Here is an 18,306-nt window from a genome sequence, read left to right on the forward strand (position 1 = left end):
GTTGCGATGGAGCAGACATCCCAGCCGCCGCGCCGACCCGACCGGCGCCTCGGCCTGAACGTCGGCCGGGTGTTCGGGGTCCCGCTGCACCTCAACGGCTCCATGGTCCTGCTCGCGGTGCTCATCGCCGTGCTGTACGCCGAGTTCGCCCGCCGACAGCTGGACCTGCCGCAGATCAGCGGCTACCTGATCGGCTTCGGATTCGTGGTGTCGCTGCTCGGCTCGGTGCTGCTGCACGAGTTGGGCCACGCCCTCACCGCCCGGCGGCACGGCATCGGTGTGCGCGGAATCACCCTCGAACTGCTCGGCGGCTACACCGAGATGGACCGGGACGCCCCGTCCCCCCGCGTCGACCTGCTGGTCTCGCTGGCCGGCCCCGCGGTCTCCGCGGTGCTCGGCGTCCTCGCGGTCGCCGCCACTCTCGCCCTGCCCGAGCGGACGCTGGCCCACCAGCTCGCCTTTCAGCTCGCCGTCAGCAACGTCATCGTCGCCGTGTTCAACAGCCTGCCCGGGCTGCCGCTCGACGGGGGCCGGGCGCTGCGCGCCGCGGTGTGGGGGCTGACCCGCGACCGGCACCTCGGCACCGAGGTCGCCGGGTGGGTCGGCCGCGTCGTCGCCGTCGGCACCGCAGCCCTGGTCCTGCTCCTCACCCTCGCCGACTACCTGGCGCCGCTGGCGCTGCCGCTGATGCTGCTGGTCGCCGTCACCCTGTGGCGTGGCGCCGGGCAGTCGATCCGGGTCGCCCGGGTCAGCCGCCGGTTCTCGCTGATCGACCTCTCCCGGCTGGCCCGTCCGGCGTGGCCGGTGTCCACCGGTACGCCCCTGGCCGAGGCCCAGCGCCGACGCGCCGAGGGTGGCCAGCCCGGCTCCGCCCTGCTGGTCACCGACTCCACCGGCCGCCCGGTGGCGCTGGTCGACCCGGCCGCCGCCGACGCGGTGCCCGTCGAACGCCGACCGTGGCTGGCGGTGGACGCCGTCGCCCGGTCACTGGGCACACTTCCCACGCTGTCGGTCGGGTGGGACGGCGAGCGGGTGATGGAGGCCGTACAGACCCACCCGGGCGCGCAGTACGTGGTGACGTCAGGCGAAGATGTCGTCGGCATTCTGCACATCGCGGACCTGGCACAGCTCCTCGAACCCAACCGGAAGATGACACCGTGACCGCAACTCCCTCCACCGTCCCGGCCGACCCCGCCACCCCGGCGCTGACACCCGTGCACCGTGGGCCGTTCCGGCCCGGCGACCGGGTTCAGCTGACCGACCCCAAGGGGCGGATGCACACCGTGACGCTGGAGCCCGGCAAGGAGTTCCACACCCACCGGGGCATCCTGGCGCACGACGCGCTGATCGGGCTTCCCGACGGCAGCGTGGTGACCACCTCCGGTGGCGGCACCGCGTTCCTGGCCCTGCGGCCACTCCTGTCGGACTACGTGCTGTCCATGCCGCGCGGCGCTCAGGTGATCTACCCGAAGGACTCGGCGCAGATCGTCGCGATGGGCGACATCTTCCCCGGCGCGAAGGTCCTCGAGGCCGGCGCCGGCTCCGGCGCGCTGAGCTGCTCCCTGCTGCGCGCCGTCGGCACCGAGGGTGAGCTGCACTCGTTCGAGCTGCGCGACGACTTCGCCCACATCGCCAAGCGCAACGTCGAGGCGTTCTTCAACGGGCCGCACCCGTCGTGGCACCTGCACGTCGGTGACGTCGCGCAGTGTCAGGAGACCGGCTTCGACCGCATCATCCTGGACATGCTGACCCCCTGGGAGACCCTCGACATGGTCGAGCGGTCGCTGGTGCCCGGTGGGGTGTTCATCGGCTACGTCGCCACCACCCCGCAGCTCTCCGAGCTGGTGGAGGCGCTGCGCGAGCGCGGCGGCTGGACCGAGCCGCGGGCCTGGGAGTCCCTGGTGCGCGACTGGCACGCCGAGGGCCTCGCCGTCCGGCCGGACCACCGGATGATCGCGCACACCGCGTTCCTCGTGTCGGCGCGCAAACTGGCCCCCGGGGTCACCGCGCCGCCGCGCCGACGCAAGCCCAGCAAGGGCACCGAGGCGTACGCGCAGCGCCGCCAGGACCTGCGTGCGGCGCAGGCGACCCGACAGGCCGCCGCCGCGCAGGCCGCAGGTGCGCAACCCAACGGTACGGGGGAGATGGACACGCCGTGACCATCGAGCTGGACGCCGGCACCGCCGAGCAGGGGGAGACGCTGGCATGAGCCGACCGGGTTACGGCGGCGGTGACCTCCCTGCGGTCTTTCCCGACTGGTCGCCCTACCAGGACCTGGAATCGGCGGCGCGGGCCTACCTGCGCGACCCGGACGTCGCCCTGGAGGCGCTCGGCGGCGTGCTGCGCGGCGCGTCGGTGCTCGGCTTCACCCTGGAACGCTTCGTCAACGAGGTCAACGGTGTGTGGCAGGAGGTTGTCGTCTGCGACGGCAGCCGGCTGATCCTCTGGCACGGCGAGGACGTGCCGCCGGAGGAGGGCCCACCGGGCTCGATGACCTCGTCGCTGCGGGTGGTTCCGGTGTCGACCGTGACCGAGGTCGGCTGCCGGCGGCGGCTCAACCGCTCCGACAGCGGCGAGATCCGGGTCGACAGCATCGACGTCTATCTGCTGCTCACCTCACTCGACGAGGCGCCGCCGAGCGAGGAGATGACCGGCGCTCCACGGCACGACGCGCTGCGCTTCGGCAAGACCCTCGACGACGGCGGGGCTGGGCAGATCGCCCGGCTGGAGGAGTTCGCGCGGCTGGTCGCCTCGGTGGTCGGTCGTCCGATGCTCTGAGGCGTACCCCTCCTGGCCCGGCCGGCGGGTGGCCTCAGTCTTCCTCGGCCTCCGGGCCGGCGACCTCGACACCGTCGCTGCGCACCACGTGGATGCAGTCGCCGGGGCATTCCTTCGCGGAGTCGATCACCTCGAGCCGCAGGTGCACGGGAACGTCGACCCGGCTGCCCGGTGCCATCAGCAGCTCACCGTCAACGCCCTTGACGTAGGCGAGGCCGTCGACGTCGAACTCGAAGACCTCCGGCGCGTACTGCACGCAGAGCCCGTCGCCCGTGCAGAGATCCTGGTCCACCCAGACCTGCAGTTGGTCGGTCGCGACCTCGGCCACCGGTGCACCCCCCATGTTCTCCTGTCCCACGCTTCGACGGTACCTGAACGCCAGTAACGGCCCGTCAGGCCACCCTTGGCGATCAAGGTTCGGTGACGAGGGTGTTGCATGGGACCGAATCGGCCTCATAGCGGCTAGTGTTAGGGCAGAACGTTCAAGCCCCCCGGGGAGGTGGGACGTGGCAGCACGCAGCGACGACGCGGACTCGCGCGCCGCACGGTGGGAGAAGGAAGCCCACGATCTCTCCACGCAGGTCGCGTTCCTTCAGGAGGAACTCGCCCTGGTGCGGCGTAAGTTGACCGAAAGCCCCCGACACGTCCGGCAGCTCGAAGAGCGGTTGGCGGCCACCCAGGCGCAGTTGGCGCGGCTGACTGAGAACAACGACCGGCTGGTGAGCACCCTCAAGGAGGCTCGCACGCAGATCGTGACGCTCAAGGAGGAAATCGACCGACTCGCGCAACCGCCGAGTGGCTACGGCGTCTTCCTCGCCAAGCACGACGACGGCTCGGTGGACGTCTTCACCGGCGGCCGCAAGCTCCGGGTCGCGGTCTCGCCCTCACTGGACGTGGCCGAGCTGCGCCGCGGCCAGGAGGTCCTGCTCAACGACGCGCTCAACATCGTCGACGCGTTCGGCTACGAGCGGGTCGGCGAGGTCGTGATGCTCAAGGAGATCCTGGAGGGGCCAGGCGGTGGGCCGGGAGACCGGGCGCTGGTGGTCTCCCACTCCGATGAGGAGCGCATCGTCCACCTCGCCGAGACGCTCATCGGCTCGACGATCCGGGCCGGCGACTCGCTCATGATCGAGCCCCGCTCGGCGTACGCGTACGAGCGGATCCCGAAGAGCGAGGTCGAGGAGCTGGTCCTGGAGGAGGTGCCCGACGTCGACTACGGCGACATCGGTGGCCTCCAGTCGCAGATCGAGCAGATCCGTGACGCGGTCGAGCTGCCCTTCCTGCACGCGGACCTGTTCCGTGAGCACCAGCTCCGTCCGCCCAAGGGCATCCTGCTCTACGGCCCGCCCGGCTGCGGTAAGACGCTCATCGCCAAGGCGGTGGCCAACTCGCTGGCCAAGAAGATCGCCGAACGGCAGGGCAAGGAGAAGCACACCAGCTTCTTCCTCAACATCAAGGGCCCCGAGCTGCTCAACAAGTACGTCGGCGAGACCGAGCGGCACATCCGGCTGATCTTCCAGCGCGCACGGGAGAAGGCCGGCGAGGGCACCCCGGTGATCGTGTTCTTCGACGAGATGGACTCGATCTTCCGGACCCGCGGCTCCGGTGTCTCCTCCGACGTGGAAAACACCATCGTCCCGCAGCTGCTCAGCGAGATCGACGGCGTGGAGGGGCTGGAGAACGTCATCGTCATCGGCGCCTCCAACCGGGAAGACATGATCGACCCGGCGATCCTGCGCCCCGGTCGGCTCGACGTGAAAATCAAGATCGAGCGACCGGACGCCGAAGCGGCCAAGGACATCTTCTCGAAGTACATCCTTTCCGGGCTGCCCCTGCACCCGGACGACCTGACCGAGCACGGGGCCGACCCTCAGGCCACCGTCGCCGCGATGATCGACGCCGTGGTGCTGCGGATGTACTCGGAAACCGAGGAGAACCGCTTCCTTGAGGTCACCTACGCCAACGGTGACAAGGAAGTCCTCTACTTCAAGGACTTCAACTCCGGCGCGATGATCCAGAACATCGTCGACCGGAGCAAGAAGATGGCCATCAAGGAATTCCTCACCTCCGGCCGCAAGGGGCTGCGCCTGCAGCACCTGCTCGACGCCTGCGTCGACGAGTTCCGCGAGAACGAGGACCTCCCCAACACCACCAACCCCGACGACTGGGCGCGCATCTCCGGCAAGAAGGGCGAGCGGATCGTCTACATCCGCACGCTCGTCTCCGGTGGCAAGGGCGCCGAGGCCGGCCGGTCCATCGAGACCGCCAGCAACACCGGCCAGTACCTCTGACCGTCCAGCGGCGGCACCGGATCTCCTCCGGTGCCGCCGCTGCGCGCGTCCGAGTCGCGACCACCGCCATCAGCGGGACTACGTTCCTTTGCGTTCCGGCTAGACTGCGGCGACTTTGCTGACCTACCGATCGAGGATTCCCGTGCGTGCCGACGCCACCGTGGAAACGCCAGCAGTGCCAGACACCACGGACAGCCAAGATCCGGTAAGCGCCTCGCCGGCCGCTCGGCGTCCCCGCATCGGTCTGCTGCTGGGCATACTCCTCGCCTGCTGGCTCGTTTCCTTCGCCGCGAACGCCGTCCACGCCGCATGGCTGCTACCCCCGGTGGTCCTGCTCGGAACGGCCAGCCTGCTGCGCTCCGGCCGGAGCCTGCTCGACCGGGTGGTGCTCGCCCTGGCCCTGCTCGCCGGCCTCACCGGCGCCGTCGGGCTGCTCTTCACCGTCTGGCCCTGGGGCCTGCACCCGGTGCCGGTCACCGGCCTGGCGCTCACCATCCTGACCCTGGCCGCTGTGCTGTCCCGGCGCACTCCCCGGCTGCCCCGTCCCGGCTGGTCCGACCTGGTCTCGCTGGCCGCCGCGGCCCTCGCCGCCGGCTACCTCGCCACCCCCTACCTGCGGGCCAGCGGCTTCGGTCAGCGGCTCAACCTCGCCATGGTCGGTGAGGACAACGGCCGCCACCCGGCCCTGTTCGACGTGATCGGCCGCCTCGGCGGATACCTCTTCCTCGACCCCGACACGGCCCGCGAGCACATCTTCTCCGGCCTGGTCCACTATCCGCAGGGTTGGCACCTCACCACCGCACTGCTCGACGGCTTCCTGCGCAGCGCTGGCGACCCGCCCACCGGGGCACGGCTCATGGACCACTACGTGCTCTGGTGCCTCGCCACCTTCGGACTGCTGCTGCTCGCGCTGATCTGGGCCGCCCAGCACGTCGCCGGTCCTCTGCACCCGCTACGCCGACTGGTCCTCGTCGTCGCCGTCACCGCGCTCGTCCTCGGCACCGAGCTGCCCCGGCTGCTGGTCGCCGGCTACCCCAGCGAGACGTTCGGGCTCAGCCTCGCGGCGATTCTCGTCGCCCTCGTCGCCCGCCCCCTGCACCGGCTGCGCGAACAACTCATCCTCGTCGGGGCGCTGCTGATCGGCATCGGCTTCAGCTACTACCTCTTCCTCTTCCCGACCGGCGCCATGGTGTTCTGCTGGCTGATCGCCGACCGGCGCCGGCTGCGTACCCGCACCGGCACCGTCGCCATCGTCGGAGTCCTCACCGCCGTGCTCGCCCCGCTGGTCGCCCTCATCGGCGTGCTCGTCGCCGGCCAGAGCGAGGCGCTCGCGGCCCCCGGCGGCACACCGCCGGTCGAGACCTACAACACCATCCTCGGGCTCGGCGCGGTCGTCGTCGCCGCCGTGCTCGTCCGGAGCAACCTCGGTGAATCCACCTGGCGGCGCTTCCTCGTCGTCCTGACCGTCGCCCTGCTCTTCTCCGCAAGCATGGCCGCCGTGAACCTCGCCAACGGCACCCAACCCGCCTACTACTTCGGCAAGACCGCGCACCTGGTTATCCTCGTGCTCATCGTGGGCGCCGCCGCGCTCGCCCGCCTGCTCCCGGTGCCGCCCGCCCAGAGCACCGAAACCGAGCCGCGCCGCCGCCCGATCACCGGTGCCCTCCCCGCCGTCGCCACCGCCGCCCTGGTGACGCTCGCGGTGCTCGCCGGCACCGGCCTGGTCGGTTGGACCGGTGGCTTCTTCCACCGCAACGGTGGTAACGGCACGTGGGCGAAGGACTGGGCCGGCCGCGACGTGCGGGCCATCACCCGCCCTGCATCGGTCACGAACGTCGCCTACCGGGCCTATCCCGCGATCCCCGGCACCGTCACCCTGGTCGTGGACAAGCAGGGCCTGCACGGCTACCGGGAGTCGATCTTCCTGTCCGCCATGCAGGGCACCAGCGGCCAGACCGAGCCCGGCATCTACTTCCAAATCTACGACGAGCCCGCCCGGACCGCGGAGATCCTGCGCCGCGTTCCCCGCCCGCTGCGTCTCATCGTGGCCGACCCGGCGGCCCAGCAGGCCATCGACGGGGCGCTCACGGCAGACCCGGCCCTGCGCGAAGGCCTGGCCGTGGTGCCGCTCAAACCCGCCACGCCCCGGTAGCCGCGCCGCGCCGACAGTCAGGGTCGCGCGGCGTGCCACCGGGCGGACTAGTCTCGATGGTGTGAGCGGCGGGCACGCCGGCTCCGTGGGCGAGCGAAGCGAGTGGTCGCATGACGGTACGTCGGATCATGGGCACCGAGGTCGAGTACGGCATCTCCGTGCCCGGACAAGCTGGGGCCAACCCGATGGTCACCTCATCGCAGGTGGTCAACGCCTATGGGGCACGTCCGGAACTCAACCGGGGCGGGCGGGCCCGCTGGGACTACGAGGAAGAGTCGCCGCTGCGCGACGCCCGTGGCTTCACCTACTCCGGAGCCGCCTACGACCCCGCTGAGGCGCTGGCCGACGAAGACCTCGGCCTGGCCAACGTGATACTCACCAACGGTGCACGGCTCTACGTCGACCACGCCCACCCCGAATACTCCACCCCGGAGGTCACCACCCCCCGGGACATCGTGCGCTGGGACAAGGCCGGCGAGCGGGTGATGGCCGAGGCGTCCCGCCGGGCCGCTACCATCCCGGGCAGCCAGCCGATCCACCTGTACAAGAACAACACCGACAACAAGGGGGCCAGCTACGGCGCCCACGAAAACTATCTGATGCGCCGGCAGACCCCGTTCGCCGACATCGTGGCGTACCTGACGCCGTTCTTCGTCACCCGGCAGATCGTCTGCGGCGCCGGCCGGGTCGGCATCGGGCAGGACGGCGGCCAGAGCGGCTTCCAGATCTCCCAGCGCGCCGACTTCTTCGAGGTCGAGGTCGGCCTGGAGACCACGCTCAAGCGTCCGATCATCAACACCCGCGACGAGCCGCACGCCGACGCCGACAAATACCGCCGGCTGCACGTCATCATCGGCGATGCCAACCTCTCGGAGATCTCCACCTACCTGAAGGTCGGCACCACCGCGCTTATCCTCACGATGATCGAGGAGAAGGCGCTCGGTGCCGACCTCGGCATCGCCGACCCGGTCAGCGAGCTGCGCGCCGTCAGCCACGACCCCGCCCTGTCACACCGCATGCGGCTGCGCGACGGCCGTCGGCTCACCGCACTCGACCTGCAATGGGCGTACCTGGAGCGGGTCCGGTCCTTTGTCGACGACCGCTACGGCACCGACGCCGACGAGCAGACCATCGACGTGCTCGACCGCTGGGAGAGCGTGCTGGACCGGTTGGGCCGTGATCCGATGCTCTGCGCCGACGAGTTGGACTGGGTGGCCAAGCTGCGGCTGCTGGAGGGCTACCGGGAGCGGGAGAAGCTTGGCTGGGGCTCGCACAAGCTTCAGCTGGTCGACCTGCAGTATTCCGACGTCCGGCCGGAGAAGGGCCTCTACCACCGCCTGGTCTCCCGTGGGGCGATGAAGACGCTGCTCAGCGACGACGAGACCCGCACCGCGATGACCGAGCCCCCAGAGGACACCCGGGCCTATTTCCGCGGTCGCTGCCTGGCCCAGTACGCCTCGGAGGTGGTCGCCGCGAGCTGGGACTCGGTGATCTTCGACGTGGGGCGGGAGTCGCTGGTCCGGGTGCCGATGATGGAGCCGGAGCGGGGCACTCGCGCGCACGTCGGGGCATTGTTCGATCGCTGCGCCAGCGCCAAGGACCTGCTGGAGACGTTGACCGGGGGTTAGTCCGGAAGCCGAATGCCCGTCGTGTGCCGCAAGCCGGCGCGCGGCGGGCTTTTCGTCGCCCGCGCGAGGTAAGTTCATCGCAGACGATCGTGGAGGAGGCAGCAGTGGCCACTCATGACAGCGGCGGCCAGTCGCAGTCCGGCAAGTCCCGTCAGGGCGAGGAAATCGAGGACGTCACCACCGAGGCCAACCCTGAGGTGGCCGAGCGGCACGCCGAGATCACCGAGGACGTCGACGACCTCCTCGACGAGATCGACTCCGTCCTCGAAGAAAACGCGGAAGAATTCGTGAGAGGTTACGTACAAAAAGGCGGTCAGTAGACAAACCGGCTTGAATTGGACATGCCACTTTCTTCGGACGACCAGGATGGCCGACGGCGTTGCCGCGACTGCGGGGAGTGGAAGTCGCTCGACGATTTCTGTTCGAGCAGTAAGCGCCCCAGCGGTCGCGGCAGCTACTGCAAGCCGTGCTTCAACCAGCGGTCGAAGGCCAGCTACGCGAAGCGAGTGAAGAAGGAACACGGCCGTGAGGTGCGTGAGGCGCGGAAGGTCCCGAGCAGGGTGGGATCTGCGCGATCTGTGGCGGCGCCGACCCGCAACATCTGGACCACGACCATCGCACCGGATGGGTGCGCGGGATACTCTGCTTCAACTGCAACGGTGGTCTTGGCCAGTTCCGTGACAGTCCGATGAGGCTGGCCAGGGCGATCACGTACCTGAGAGGAACCACGTGGCAGCGGGCTTTGATCCATCCGGGCGTCTACCAGATGTGTTCACCAACGCGGGGACGTCCTCCTTCACGACGTTTCTGAGCCGGGTGGCCCCCGAGATGCTGCCCGGCCGGCGACCGCTGCCACCGGGCATGGCCGCCGACCTGGCACCACACGCGACGACCATCGTGGCCATCGCGGCCGCGGAGGGCGTGGTGATGGCCGGCGACCGACGGGCGACCATGGGCAACCTGATCGCCCAGCGCGACATCGAGAAGGTGCACCCGGCCGACGCGTACTCGCTGGTCGGCATCGCGGGCACCGCGGGCATCGGGATCGAGCTGATGCGACTGTTCCAGGTGGAGTTGGAGCACTACGAGAAGATCGAGGGCGCGATGCTCTCGCTGGACGGCAAGGCCAACCGGCTGGCCTCGATGATCCGGGGCAACCTGGGCGCGGCCATGCAGGGGCTCGCCGTGGTGCCGCTCTTCGCCGGCTTCGACCTGGCTGCCGCCGACCCGGCGAGGGCCGGTCGGATCTTCAGCTTCGACGTGACCGGTGGTCCGTACGAGGAGACCGGCTACGACGCGATCGGGTCCGGGTCGTTGTTCGCCAAGTCCGCGTTGAAGAAGCGTTTCCGGGCCGGGCTGTCCGTCGCCGACGCGACTCGGCTCGCGGTCGAGGCGCTCTACGACGCGGCCGATGACGACACCGCGACCGGCGGACCCGACCTGACCCGGCGGATCTATCCGGTGGTGATGACCGCGACCGCCGAGGGCACCCACCGGCTCACCGACGCCGAGACGGCGACGATCGCCGAGGGCGTGGTCGCCGGCCGGATGGAGAACCCGGGCGGTTAGTCCCCGCCCACCCCACCAGCCAGCATCGACAGCACAGCGCCGTAAGGAGAACCGCCGCCGTGGCCATGCAGTTCTACGCCTCGCCCGAACAGATCATGCGTGACCGCTCCGAGCTGGCCCGTAAGGGCATTGCTCGGGGGCGCAGCGCCGTGGTCCTGAGCTACTCCGGCGGGGTGCTCTTCGTCGCGGAGAACCTCTCCAGCGCCCTGCACAAGGTCAGTGAGATCTACGACCGGATCGGCTTCGCCGCAGTCGGCCGTTACAACGAGTTCGAGAACCTCCGTCGGGCCGGCGTGCGAATGGCCGACCTGAACGGGCTCAGCTACGACCGCCGGGATGTCACCGGTCGGGCCCTGGCCAACGCGTTCGCGCAGACCCTGGGTGCGATCTTCACCGAGCAGTCGAAGCCGTTCGAGGTGGAGATCTGCGTGGCGGAGGTCGGGGCCACGGCCGCCGATGACGAGCTGTACCGGCTCACCTACGACGGCTCGGTCAACGACGAGCCTGGGCGGATGGCGATGGGCGGTCAGGCTGAGGCCATCACCGGCGTGCTGAAGTCCAACCACCGGCCGGACATGTCGCTCGGGGAGGCGGTCCAGGTCGCGGTGCAGGCACTGAGCAGCGTCGGCGGGGAGGGCGGCGCCGCCCGGACGATCGCCGCGAACCAGCTTGAGGTCGCGGTGCTCGATCGTCAGCGGGTCGGCCGGACGTTCCGGCGGATCACCGGTGCCGCGCTGACCGCGCTGTTGGATGGGAAGGCGGCGCCGCCGGCGAGCGACCTGCCGGACACGCCGAGCGTGCCGACCGGGGACGCGGGTAAGCCGACCAGTTCGGCGGGCTCCGCGGACCTGGAGGATCGGCCGGGGCAGGCCGACGGCTGATCGTGTGACAAAAGTGTCGGGGACCGCAGGTGCGGTCCCCGACACTCGTGTTTGTGGGCCGGGTCAGCGGCGCTGGAGCAGGGGCCGGGCGAGGGCCCAGTAGCCGGCGGCGACCGCGTTGAACACGCCCATACCGGGGGGCGAGTCGACGTTCGACGGGGCGACGCGGGCGGTCATCAGCTCGGCGATCACCCCGTCGGGCACGGTACGTTCGGCCTGGAGTTGACGGCGGCGGGCACCGACCCAGGACCGGTTGCGCCACAGCCAACCCCAGCCGCGGGTCTTCTGCCTGGTCCAACCGCCGGCGAGCGCGGCGGCGAGCATGGCGACCTCGGTGAGCAGCAGCATCGGGGCGAGCACCACCAGCGTCCGGGTCTGGTACGCGGTGAGCAGGGTGACCAACCGGTTGCGTTCCACCAGGTAGAGCTTCAGGTCGTTGCGGGAGAACTCGTAGTGGTGGCGCACGACGGCGTCGGGAACGTACTCCAGGCGCAGGCCGCGTTGCCAGAGCCGCAGGCTGAGCTCGGTGTCCTCGTGGTAGGCGAAGTACTCGGCGGCGAAGCCGTCGAGCTCCTGCCAACGCTGGCGGCTGATCACGAAGCAGCAACCGCTGAGAGACGGCACGCTGGCGCGTACGGCGTGGGCGGTGGCCGGCTCACCGTTGCCGCCGGCCCAGGACAGCCCGGTGAAGTGCAGCGGGTTGCCGGAGGTGTTGATCAGCTCGGGAGTGTCGGCGAGCCGGATGGAGGCCATCGCGGCGCCGACGCCCGGTTCGGCGGCGACCGCGACCGTCTTGGCGAGGGCGTCGGGGGCGACGATGGCGTCGGAGTTGACGAAGGCGAGCCAGTCTCCGGTGGCCTCGGCGGCGCCGACCCGGCAGCCGCCGGAGTAGCCGGTGTTCTGTTCGGGGCGGACCACCCGGACCTGGGGGAAGCCCTTGACGATGTCGATGCCGTCGCCGGTGCAACCGTTGTCGACGACAACCAGCTCGATGTCGACGTCGGTGCTGGCCAGGACGGCCCGAGCGGCGTCGACCAGGTACGGCTCGGTGCCGTAGGCGAGCATTACCGCGGTCACCTGTGGGCGGGTCATCGGATGCCTCCGGATACGGCAGGGGCGGCGGCCTCGGCGAGCGGCCGGGTGGGGGTGGTGGGTCGACGGACGCCGCCGCGCAGCAGCAGTACCGCCATGGTGGCGGACACGATGACGGAGCCGATGGTGTATGCCAACTCGACTCGCAGGGTGACCGGAGCCGGGACCAGCGTCACGGCGATCAGGGCGGCGACGCCGACGGTCCAGGCGAGGGCCTGGGCGCGGTGCCGGTCGAGGGCGAGCAGGGCCTGGCCGAGCACCATCGCCCAGAGGTAGGCGAGCGTGGCGCCTGCCAACCAGGCGAAGTCGCCGTGGCCGAGGACGCCGGGGGCGTCGAACAGTGTGTCGACCAGCCACGGGCCGAGCAGCACGGCACCGAGGGCTCCGGTGAGGCCGAGCGCGGTGACGATGCCGAGCGCCCGACGCAGCAGGCTGTGGAAGCCGGCCTGGTCGCCGGTGGTGGCGGTGGTGGCCAGGCCGGGCAGCAGTGACGCCTGCAGCGAGCCGAAGACGAACAGGGGGATGCGGACCAGCACGAGGGCGGAGAGCAGCGCGCCGGCGGCTGCGGCGTCGGAGGGGGCGAGCAGCTGCACGTTGATCACGCCGATGTTCACCACGACCTGGGAGAGCAGGCTGGAGGCGGTGAGCAGGCCGAGGCCGCGCAGCAGGGTGGCCCAGGCCACCGGTGGGCCTCCGCCGATGGTGCGCAGCACCGGTGGCAGGGTGAGCAGGACGCTGACCAGCGGGGCGGCGACGAGCACGAGCCCGTACCAGACGGGGGAGGTCACCCCGGCCAGCCCGAGCAGCGCGACCATGATGATGCGCAGGCCGCCGTCGATCCCGAGTTGGGTGCCGTACCAGGGGAACAGTTGCAGGCCGGAGAGGACGCCGCGGGTGGCGTAGGCGACGGCCATCGCCGCGAGTGCGCCGATCAGCACGGTGACCAGGTTGCCGTCACCGGCGAAGAGCTTGTCGGCGAGCGGCTGACGGCCGACGGTGACGGCCAGTACCAGCACGGCGAGCAGCACGGCGGCGACGGTGACGCCGCGGGCCAGCACCGGCCCCGGGGGCAGCCCCTGGCTGTGTCGGGCGGCGACGACCCGGGCGACCTCCTGCTCGATGGGCATGAACACGCCGATGCCGAGGGTGAACACGATCGACCAGAGCACCGACAGGGACGAGTAGTCGGCCTTGCTGAGGCTGTGGCCGGCGACTGCGAGGTGGACGTAGGAGGCGAGGCCAAGAAGACCCAGCCCGGCACCAACAGCGATGGTGCCGGGCGGGATCAGGCGTAGCAGGCGGCGGATCACCGGCGAATGAGCGCCAGCGTGAGGACGGCGAACGCGCGACCGAGGTAGATCATCGCCCGGGCGGGGGAGTGGCTGGGCGTGCCGGCCATCCGCTTGCGCATGGCGACCGGCACCTGCCGGATGCGGTACCCGCGCCGGGCGGTGTGCACCAGGGTCTCCACCGTGTCGCCGAGGTACTCGGCCGGGTACCAGGTGGCGAACATCTCGATGACCCGCCGGTTGGCGGCCCGGAAGCCGGAGGTGGTGTCGGTGAGTTTGGTGCGGGCGACCCGGGACAGCACGGCGGAGAGCATCACCATGGCCCAGCGGCGGGGGCCGCGGACGTTGTAGTCGCCCTCACCGGCGAACCGTGCCCCGATGACCAGGTCGTTGTCTTCGAGCAGGTCGACGAGTTTCGGGACGTACCGGGGGTCGTGCTGGCCGTCGGCGTCGATCTGGATGGCCACGTCGTAGTCGTGGTCGCGGGCGTAGCGGTAGCCGAGGCGCATGGCGCCGCCGACGCCGAGGTTGTACGGCAGTTTGGCGACGCGGGCGCCGGCGGCGGCGGCGACGGCCGCGGTGCGGTCGGTGGAGCCGTCGTCGACGACGAGGACGTCGACGCTGGGCAGCTCACCGCGGACCTCGCCGACGACCTCGGCGATGGAACCCGACTCGTTGAGGGCCGGAATGATGATCAAGGTGCGCTTGCCGTTAACCATCGCTGGACACCAGTTCGTCTCGGGCTGCCCGGTCCGCGTCGATCTGGGCGCGGAGCAGGGCGAAGTCTTCGGCCAGGGTGCGGGTCTCTTCTTCCAGCGCGCTGACCTCCCAGCTCAGGTGCACGCACACGAGCAGCAGGAAGACGATGCCGAGGAAGAGCACCAGGCTGACACCGGAGGCGACGCCGAGGAGCCCGGCGACGTTGTCGAGCAGCCGGGGGAACAGGGACAGCGGGATCACGACGACCAGTACGGCGAGCCAGAGCATGCCGTACTTCTCGCGCAGCTGACGACGGCGCAGCAACTCGACGATGGTGCCGAGGAGCAGCAGGCCGGTCAGGCCGGTGACGAGGGTGAGCTTCATGCGACCTTCCACGGGGCGGGTGGAGCGGGGGAGTCGAACGCGTCAACCAGGGCGCTGTGCCAGTCCGGTAGCGGCGGCAGACCCGCGGCAGCCCAGCGGCTGTGCCCTAGCACACTGTACGCAGGTCGGGGGGCGGGACGCGGATACCGGTCGCTGGTGGTAGGTCGGATCCGGTCCGGGTCCAACCCGGCCAGCGTGAACGCCGCGCGGGCCAACCCGTACCAGGTCGTCTGTCCGGCGCAGGTGCCGTGGTAGACGCCGGGCGCCGCGTGACCGGCCAGCGCCGCGTCGGCGAGCGCGACCAGCCGCTCGGCGAGCGTGTGGGACCAGGTGGGCTGGCCGTGCTGGTCGTCGACCACGTCGAGGTGCTCGTGCTGGGTGGCGAGCCGGAGCATGGTGGCCACGAAGTTCGGGCCGTGCGCGCCGTACAGCCAGGCGGTGCGGACGACGTACCCGTTGTCGGGCAGCAGCCGCGCGACGGCCTGTTCACCGACCAGCTTGCCGCGGCCGTACGCGTTGACCGGCGCGGTGGGCGCGTCCTCCGGGTAGGGGGTGTGCGCGTCGCCCGCGAGGACGTAGTCGGTGGAGACCTGGATCAGTCGGGCGCCGCTGGTCGCGCACGCCGCGGCGAGGTTGGCCGTGCCACCGCCGTTGATGGCGGTGGCCGCCGCCTCGTCGGTCTCGGCGCCGTCGACGTTGGTCCACGCCGCCGCGTTGATCACCACGTCGTGGCCGGCCACCGCGCTCAGGGCCGCGGCGGCGTCGGTGATGTCCAGGTCGGCCCGGGTGGCGGCGGTCACCTTGAGGTCGGGCCGGGTCGCCAGGACGGCGACCAGGTCGTTCCCGAGCATCCCTCCGGCGCCGGTGACGAGCACTCGGCTCATGCGGTCGGGGCCGACTTCAGCGGCTCCCACCAGGCCCGGTTCTCCTGGTACCAGCGAACCGTCTCGGCGAGGCCGCGGTCCAGGTCGATGCTCGGGGCGTACCCCAGCTCGTCGCTGATCTTGGAGATGTCCAGCGAGTAACGGCGGTCGTGGCCCTTGCGGTCGGCGACCGGGACGACCCGGTCCCAGCCGGCGCCGCACGCCTCGAGCAGCTGGCCGGTGAGCTCCTTGTTGGTCAGCTCGGTGCCGCCGCCGATGTTGTAGACCTCGCCGGAGCGGCCCTTCTGCTGGACCAGGGCGATGCCACGGCAGTGGTCGTGCACGTGCAGCCAGTCGCGGATGTTGCCGCCGTCGCCGTAGAGGGGGACGGTGCCGCCGTCGAGCAGGTTGGTGACGAACAGCGGGATGACCTTCTCGGGGAACTGGTACGGACCGTAGTTGTTGGAACAGCGGGTGACGACCACGTCCATGCCGTGGGTGCGGTGGTACGACAGGGCGAGCAGGTCCGAGCCGGCCTTGGACGCCGAGTACGGCGAGTTCGGGGCGAGGGGCCAGGTCTCGGTCCAGGAGCCCTCGTCGATCGAGCCGTAGACCTCGTCGGTGGAGACGTGCACGAATCGACCGGTGCCGTGGCGCAGCGCGGCGTCGAGCAGCGTCTGGGTGCCCAGCACGTTGGTGGTGACGAACGGCGCAGCCCCGGCGATGGACCGGTCGACGTGCGATTCGGCGGCGAAGTGCACGATCACGTCGTGCTCGGCGACGACCTCGTCGACCACGACCGGGTCGCAGATGTCGCCCTGCACGAACCGTAGCCGCGGGTCGTCGCGCACGGGCTCGAGGTTGGCCAGGTTGCCCGAGTAGGTCAGCTTGTCGAGCACGGTCACGAGCGCCGGCTCGATCGGCGGTACGCCCTCGGCGCTGCCGAAGGGCTTGCCCAACAGCAGTCGAACGTACTCTGACCCGATGAATCCGGCTCCGCCGGTGACGAGGATCCTCACGGGTCCGGAAGTATACGCGAAGTCCGGCGCAACTCCCGGGACGCGACCCCCCGCACGTTCGTGCCCGTGCCGCTAGGCTTCCCGGGTGCGTGGAATCCTACTTGCTGGCGGCACCGGATCTCGGCTCTGGCCGATTACCCGGGCGGTTTCGAAGCAGCTGATGCCGGTCTTCGACAAGCCGATGGTCTATTACCCGCTCTCCACCCTGGTGATGTCCGGGGTCAAGGAGATCCTGGTGATCACGACCCCGGACGACCAGGACCAGTTCCGTCGGCTGCTCGGCGACGGCAGCCAGTTCGGGCTGCGACTGGAGTACGTCAGCCAGGAGCGCCCGGAGGGCATCGCGCAGGCGTTCATCCTCGGTGCGGACTTCATCGGCGCCGAGTCGGTGGCGCTGGTCCTCGGCGACAACATCTTCCACGGCGTGGGTCTGGGCCGGCAGCTCGCCGCCCACGGTGACCCGATCGGTGGGCGGGTCTTCGCCTACCAGGTGGCCAACCCGCAGGAGTACGGCGTGGTCGACTTCGACGCCGCCGGTCGGGTGCTCTCGATCGAGGAGAAGCCGGCCCGGCCGAAGTCCCGCTACGCGGTGCCCGGCCTCTACTTCTACGACAACCGGGTCGTGGACATCGCCCGCAAGCTCACCCCCAGCGCCCGCGGCGAGCTGGAGATCACGGCGGTCAACGAGGCGTACCGGGAGATCGGGGAGCTGTCGGTGACGGTGCTGGATCGGGGCACCGCCTGGCTGGACACCGGCACGTTCACCTCGATGATGCAGGCCGCCGAGTTCGTCCGGGTGGTCGAGGAGCGGCAGGGACTGAAGATCGGCTGTGTCGAGGAGGTCGCCTGGCGGGCTGGTCTGATCGACGACGCGCAACTGCGCGCGCTCGCCGAGCCGCTGACCAAGAGCGGTTACGGCGACTACCTGCTGGGTCTGCTGGCCGACAACCACGGCGCGCAGGCCGGCCGATGAAGATCCGGGAGCTGAGCATCGAGGGCGCCTGGGAGATCACCCCCCAGCAGCACGGCGACCCGCGCGGCATGTTCATGGAGTGGTACCGCTTCGACCACCTCGCCGAGGCGGTGGGGCATCCGCTGCGGCTGGCCCAGGCCAACCTCTCGGTGTCCGCGCGTGGCGTGGTGCGCGGCGTCCACTTCGCCGACGTCCCGCCCGGGCAGGCCAAGTACGTGACCTGTGTGCGCGGCGCGGTCCTCGACGTGATCGTGGACCTTCGGGTGGGCTCGCCGACCTTCGGCCGCTGGGAGGGCGTCCGGCTGGACGACACCGACCGTCGGGCGGTCTACCTGAGCGAGGGGCTGGGGCACGGGTTCTGCGCGTTGACCGACGACGCGACGCTGAGCTACCTCTGCTCGGCCACCTACAACCCGACCGGTGAGCACGCGGTGCACCCGCTGGACGAGGAGTTGGGCATCGAGTGGCCCGCCGACGTCCCGCTGCTGTCCGCGCGCGACGACGCCGCGCCGACTCTGGCGCAGGCCCGCGAGCGTGGCCTGCTGCCGGAGTACGAGAGCTGCCGGCGGTTCGTGGCGAGCCTCGGCCCGGACGGAATGTCGCACTCAACCGGTATGTGACCGCGCTCGGGGCACGACCTGTGGTCTGACAGTGACGAACCGGGCCTCCGGGCGGCTAATGTCACACC

Annotated in this window: 19 protein-coding genes; 12 read left to right on the forward strand and 7 right to left on the reverse strand. The window is 70.4% G+C overall.

The window, feature by feature from the left end; all coding sequences use genetic code 11:
• The first annotated feature begins 6 nt into the window (after window positions 1-6).
• Genes OG811_RS26380 through OG811_RS26390 form a run of 3 tightly spaced genes read left to right on the forward strand, consistent with a single transcriptional unit; the run spans window position 7 to window position 2,778 of the window.
• The gene (locus tag OG811_RS26380; RefSeq protein WP_406069558.1) at window positions 7-1,161 is read left to right on the forward strand and encodes a site-2 protease family protein; all 1,155 of its coding nucleotides are present in this window, start codon (window positions 7-9) and stop codon (window positions 1,159-1,161) included.
• Window positions 1,158-2,159, forward strand: a complete 1,002-nt coding sequence (locus tag OG811_RS26385; RefSeq protein ID WP_406069559.1) for a tRNA (adenine-N1)-methyltransferase — start codon at window positions 1,158-1,160, stop codon at window positions 2,157-2,159. Before OG811_RS26380 ends, OG811_RS26385 begins: the two co-directional genes overlap by 4 nt.
• 46 nt (window positions 2,160-2,205) lie before the next feature.
• Entirely contained in the window at window positions 2,206-2,778 is a 573-nt protein-coding gene (locus tag OG811_RS26390; protein ID WP_406069561.1) for a hypothetical protein, read from the forward strand.
• A 34-nt stretch (window positions 2,779-2,812) separates the two neighbouring features.
• Here the strand turns inward: OG811_RS26390 and OG811_RS26395 are convergent, their stop codons facing one another.
• A complete protein-coding gene (locus OG811_RS26395; RefSeq protein WP_406075924.1) occupies window positions 2,813-3,106 on the reverse strand; it encodes a ferredoxin in 294 nt (97 codons plus the stop codon).
• Between the two features lie 178 nt (window positions 3,107-3,284).
• Between OG811_RS26395 and arc the strand changes: the two genes are divergently transcribed.
• The 7 genes from arc (at window position 3,285) to prcA (ending at window position 11,299) form a co-directional block, all read left to right on the forward strand.
• Window positions 3,285-5,069: a proteasome ATPase gene (gene arc, locus OG811_RS26400; RefSeq protein ID WP_406069563.1), complete on the forward strand. Its 1,785-nt coding sequence runs from the start codon at window positions 3,285-3,287 to the stop codon at window positions 5,067-5,069.
• A gap of 175 nt (window positions 5,070-5,244) precedes the next feature.
• Complete coding sequence (locus OG811_RS26405) at window positions 5,245-7,221, forward strand: hypothetical protein (RefSeq protein WP_406069564.1); 1,977 nt, start codon at window positions 5,245-5,247, stop codon at window positions 7,219-7,221.
• A 110-nt stretch (window positions 7,222-7,331) separates the two neighbouring features.
• Window positions 7,332-8,849 (forward strand): depupylase/deamidase Dop, encoded by a 1,518-nt coding sequence (gene dop / locus OG811_RS26410; protein WP_406069566.1) that lies wholly within the window; start codon window positions 7,332-7,334, stop codon window positions 8,847-8,849.
• Window positions 8,850-8,953: 104 nt separating this feature from the next.
• Complete coding sequence (locus tag OG811_RS26415) at window positions 8,954-9,169, forward strand: ubiquitin-like protein Pup (protein ID WP_030332902.1); 216 nt, start codon at window positions 8,954-8,956, stop codon at window positions 9,167-9,169.
• 281 nt (window positions 9,170-9,450) lie between these two features.
• On the forward strand, window positions 9,451-9,660 hold the full coding sequence (locus OG811_RS26420; protein WP_406075925.1) for an endonuclease domain-containing protein: 210 nt from the start codon (window positions 9,451-9,453) through the stop codon (window positions 9,658-9,660).
• On the forward strand, window positions 9,579-10,418 hold the full coding sequence (gene prcB, locus OG811_RS26425; protein WP_406069568.1) for a proteasome subunit beta: 840 nt from the start codon (window positions 9,579-9,581) through the stop codon (window positions 10,416-10,418). Before OG811_RS26420 ends, prcB begins: the two co-directional genes overlap by 82 nt.
• A gap of 59 nt (window positions 10,419-10,477) precedes the next feature.
• Window positions 10,478-11,299 carry a proteasome subunit alpha gene (prcA, locus tag OG811_RS26430; RefSeq protein WP_406069570.1) on the forward strand — a complete coding sequence of 274 codons (822 nt, stop codon included), beginning with the start codon at window positions 10,478-10,480 and terminating at the stop codon, window positions 11,297-11,299.
• Window positions 11,300-11,362: 63 nt separating this feature from the next.
• Here prcA and OG811_RS26435 read toward each other — a convergent pair whose 3' ends face one another.
• Genes OG811_RS26435 through rfbB form a run of 6 tightly spaced genes read right to left on the reverse strand, consistent with a single transcriptional unit; the run spans window position 11,363 to window position 16,645 of the window.
• Complete coding sequence (locus OG811_RS26435) at window positions 11,363-12,391, reverse strand: glycosyltransferase family 2 protein (RefSeq protein ID WP_406069572.1); 1,029 nt, start codon at window positions 12,389-12,391, stop codon at window positions 11,363-11,365.
• Entirely contained in the window at window positions 12,388-13,701 is a 1,314-nt protein-coding gene (locus tag OG811_RS26440) for a lipopolysaccharide biosynthesis protein (RefSeq protein ID WP_406069574.1), read from the reverse strand. Before OG811_RS26440 ends, OG811_RS26435 begins: the two co-directional genes overlap by 4 nt.
• Entirely contained in the window at window positions 13,698-14,399 is a 702-nt protein-coding gene (locus tag OG811_RS26445; protein ID WP_406069575.1) for a glycosyltransferase family 2 protein, read from the reverse strand. The genes OG811_RS26440 and OG811_RS26445 overlap by 4 nt, the downstream gene beginning before the upstream one ends.
• A complete protein-coding gene (locus tag OG811_RS26450; protein WP_406069577.1) occupies window positions 14,392-14,763 on the reverse strand; it encodes a DUF2304 domain-containing protein in 372 nt (123 codons plus the stop codon). Before OG811_RS26450 ends, OG811_RS26445 begins: the two co-directional genes overlap by 8 nt.
• Window positions 14,760-15,647, reverse strand: a complete 888-nt coding sequence (gene rfbD / locus OG811_RS26455; RefSeq protein ID WP_406075927.1) for a dTDP-4-dehydrorhamnose reductase — start codon at window positions 15,645-15,647, stop codon at window positions 14,760-14,762. Before rfbD ends, OG811_RS26450 begins: the two co-directional genes overlap by 4 nt.
• Window positions 15,644-16,645 (reverse strand): dTDP-glucose 4,6-dehydratase, encoded by a 1,002-nt coding sequence (rfbB, locus tag OG811_RS26460; RefSeq protein ID WP_406069579.1) that lies wholly within the window; start codon window positions 16,643-16,645, stop codon window positions 15,644-15,646. The genes rfbD and rfbB overlap by 4 nt, the downstream gene beginning before the upstream one ends.
• Before the next feature lie 85 nt (window positions 16,646-16,730).
• Between rfbB and rfbA the strand changes: the two genes are divergently transcribed.
• Window positions 16,731-17,618: a glucose-1-phosphate thymidylyltransferase RfbA gene (gene rfbA, locus OG811_RS26465; RefSeq protein WP_406069580.1), complete on the forward strand. Its 888-nt coding sequence runs from the start codon at window positions 16,731-16,733 to the stop codon at window positions 17,616-17,618.
• On the forward strand, window positions 17,615-18,238 hold the full coding sequence (rfbC, locus tag OG811_RS26470) for a dTDP-4-dehydrorhamnose 3,5-epimerase (protein WP_406069581.1): 624 nt from the start codon (window positions 17,615-17,617) through the stop codon (window positions 18,236-18,238). The genes rfbA and rfbC overlap by 4 nt, the downstream gene beginning before the upstream one ends.
• Window positions 18,239-18,306 lie beyond the last annotated feature (68 nt).

Origin of the sequence: Micromonospora sp. NBC_01638 (genome assembly GCF_045209745.1) — a bacterium.
In the GTDB taxonomy this organism is placed as follows: Bacteria; Actinomycetota; Actinomycetes; order Mycobacteriales; family Micromonosporaceae; genus Micromonospora.

Coding starts and splice junctions, on each gene's coding strand:
- OG811_RS26380 (WP_406069558.1), top strand. CDS start 7: ATGGAGCAGACATCCCAGCCGCCGCGCCGACCCGACCGGCGCCTCGGC.
- OG811_RS26390 (WP_406069561.1), top strand. CDS start 2,206: ATGAGCCGACCGGGTTACGGCGGCGGTGACCTCCCTGCGGTCTTTCCC.
- dop (WP_406069566.1), top strand. CDS start 7,332: ATGACGGTACGTCGGATCATGGGCACCGAGGTCGAGTACGGCATCTCC.
- OG811_RS26435 (WP_406069572.1), bottom strand. CDS start 12,391: ATGACCCGCCCACAGGTGACCGCGGTAATGCTCGCCTACGGCACCGAG.
- OG811_RS26445 (WP_406069575.1), bottom strand. CDS start 14,399: ATGGTTAACGGCAAGCGCACCTTGATCATCATTCCGGCCCTCAACGAG.
- OG811_RS26450 (WP_406069577.1), bottom strand. CDS start 14,763: ATGAAGCTCACCCTCGTCACCGGCCTGACCGGCCTGCTGCTCCTCGGC.
- rfbD (WP_406075927.1), bottom strand. CDS start 15,647: ATGAGCCGAGTGCTCGTCACCGGCGCCGGAGGGATGCTCGGGAACGAC.
- rfbC (WP_406069581.1), top strand. CDS start 17,615: ATGAAGATCCGGGAGCTGAGCATCGAGGGCGCCTGGGAGATCACCCCC.